Consider the following 2,016-nt stretch of genomic DNA (forward strand, 5'->3'; position numbering starts at 1 on the left):
TGACGAGATCACCGAAGAGAGCCTTTTAAGCTTAGAGAAGATCGGTATGAAGCTCTCCACGAGAAATCAATTAAGCGTAGAGATCACCGAAATCCAAACCGGAGCGGTAAATTCGCAAATCATCGCCAAACTCGCCGGTGGCGAGCCGTTATGCGCGATGATAACGGTAGAAAGCGAGAAAAACCTGGGTCTTAAAGTCGGCAAAGAGGTGCTGTTTTTATTCAAAGCCCCTAGCGTCATCATCGCAAAAAACGGCAAGGACGATCTGAGGGTAAGCTCTGCCAACCAGATAAAAGGTACGATTTGCGAGGTGAAAATCGGCGCGGTAAATGCCGAGATCTGCCTAAATACAAACTCGCACCAAACTATCACGTCGATCATCACGCGAGAATCGGCAACTGCGATGGCTCTTGGAGTGGGCGATGAGGTTATTGCGATAGTGGAGCCTAGCGAGATCATTATCGGCGCCTGATTTTGGGGCGTTTGCGGCATAAATTCAAAGAGCGTTCTAAATTTACCGCCGCGAGCCCCACTTGAAATTTAAACATTGTGGCGAGAGCCAAAATTTTACGAAAGGATTTTAAAATGAAGTTAAAAGTGGTGCTTTTAGGAATTTTAACCGCAGGCGCGCTTAGCGCAGGCGAGGTTAGCGTAGCAGCCGCTGCGAACACGACGTATGCGTTTGACGAGATCAAGGCGGAATTTGCCAAGCTACATCCGCAAACTACGCTAAATGTGAGCTTGGGTGCGAGCGGAGCGCTTAGTACGCAGATCAAAAACGGCGCGCCGTTTGATATTTTTATGGCGGCGGATATGAAATTCGCAGACGATCTGCATAAAGAGGGCTTTGCGACGGCGCCTGCCAAAACTTACGCCAAAGGCAAAGTGGCGATGTTTAGCGTGCGCGGCGTAGATCTTAGCAAGGGGCTTGAAGCTTTAAAAGACCCTAGCGTAAAAACGATTTCGATAGCAAATCCAAAGACCGCTCCTTACGGCACCGCAAGCGTACAGGCCTTCCAAAAAGCGGGAGTTTACGATGAGATTAAAGGCAAAATCGTAGAAGCAAAATCGATCGGCGAGGCTCTTTCGCAAGCGCTTAAAGCTTCCGACGTCGGCTTTATCGCGGCTAGCGCGATGTATGCGCCTAAGATGGCGAAGGACGGCTGCAACGATAAGCCTTGCAAAGAGGGCAAAAATTTCGTCTTGGTCGATACCAAACTCTACGAGCCGATAGCTCAAGGCATGGTCGTGCTAAACCGCGCTAAAGACAACGCCGAAGCCAAGGCGTTTTATGATTTTATCCTAAGCGATAAGGGCAAAGAGATCTTTGCTAAATACGGATACGAGTTTTAATGATTAGAGCGAGAATCAACGAAATTTTACAAAAAGACGGCATCCATTCTGTAGGATTTATCGCGGGCGGCATCAAGCTACGTGGCGTATTTCTGCAGCTAAGTAGCGAGCTTAAGGTGGGTAGCGAAGTTTACGTGGGCTTTAAAAGCACTGATGTGCTTTTATCTCGCGAAGCCCCAAGTGGCGTATCTAGCGAAAATGAAATTCACGGCAAGATTACGAGCCTAAGCTTGGGCGAAATTCTATGCACGCTCAGGTTTGAAGGCAAGATAAGCTTTGATGTGCTCATTAGCGCGCATTCTGCGCAGGAGCTTGCTTTACGCGAGGGCGACGAGGTTTTCGCATACATTAGCGCCACTGCGATATATATAGAAAAATATGATAACGATTGATTGTAAGAAAAAAATCAGTGATGATTTCTCGATTGATGCTCGCTTAGAGATTAACAAAGGCTCGTTTGTATGCCTATATGGGCGCAGCGGCAGCGGTAAGACTACACTGCTGCGCATTTTGGCTGGATTTTTGCGCGCAGATAGTGGTAGCATAAAAGACAGCGATCGTGTGCTGCAAGAAGGCAATGAATTCTTAAGTGCGGGCAAGCGCAGGATCGGCTTTTTGTTTCAAGACTACGCACTTTTTGAGAATATGAGTGTGACGGGCAAT

4 protein-coding genes are annotated in these 2,016 nt (G+C 47.8%); all 4 read left to right on the forward strand.

What is annotated here, in order from left to right; genetic code table 11:
- A partial coding sequence (locus tag Q0236_RS01845; protein ID WP_297914358.1) for a molybdopterin-binding protein occupies positions 1-472 on the forward strand: 472 nt, incomplete at its 5' end.
- A gap of 113 nt (positions 473-585) precedes the next feature.
- On the forward strand, positions 586-1,353 hold the full coding sequence (gene modA, locus Q0236_RS01850) for a molybdate ABC transporter substrate-binding protein (RefSeq protein ID WP_297914361.1): 768 nt from the start codon (positions 586-588) through the stop codon (positions 1,351-1,353).
- Complete coding sequence (locus tag Q0236_RS01855) at positions 1,353-1,745, forward strand: hypothetical protein (RefSeq protein ID WP_297914364.1); 393 nt, start codon at positions 1,353-1,355, stop codon at positions 1,743-1,745. The genes modA and Q0236_RS01855 overlap by 1 nt, the downstream gene beginning before the upstream one ends.
- The coding region (locus Q0236_RS01860) for an ATP-binding cassette domain-containing protein (RefSeq protein WP_297914367.1) at positions 1,732-2,016 on the forward strand (285 nt) is incomplete at its 3' end. The genes Q0236_RS01855 and Q0236_RS01860, both read left to right, overlap by 14 nt.

The organism is uncultured Campylobacter sp. (genome assembly GCF_938031315.1).
GTDB lineage: Bacteria > Campylobacterota > Campylobacteria > Campylobacterales > Campylobacteraceae > Campylobacter_B.

Excerpts from the sequence above, each read along its gene's own strand:
- modA (WP_297914361.1), top strand. The coding sequence starts at position 586 with ATGAAGTTAAAAGTGGTGCTTTTAGGAATTTTAACCGCAGGCGCGCTT.
- Q0236_RS01855 (WP_297914364.1), top strand. The coding sequence starts at position 1,353 with ATGATTAGAGCGAGAATCAACGAAATTTTACAAAAAGACGGCATCCAT.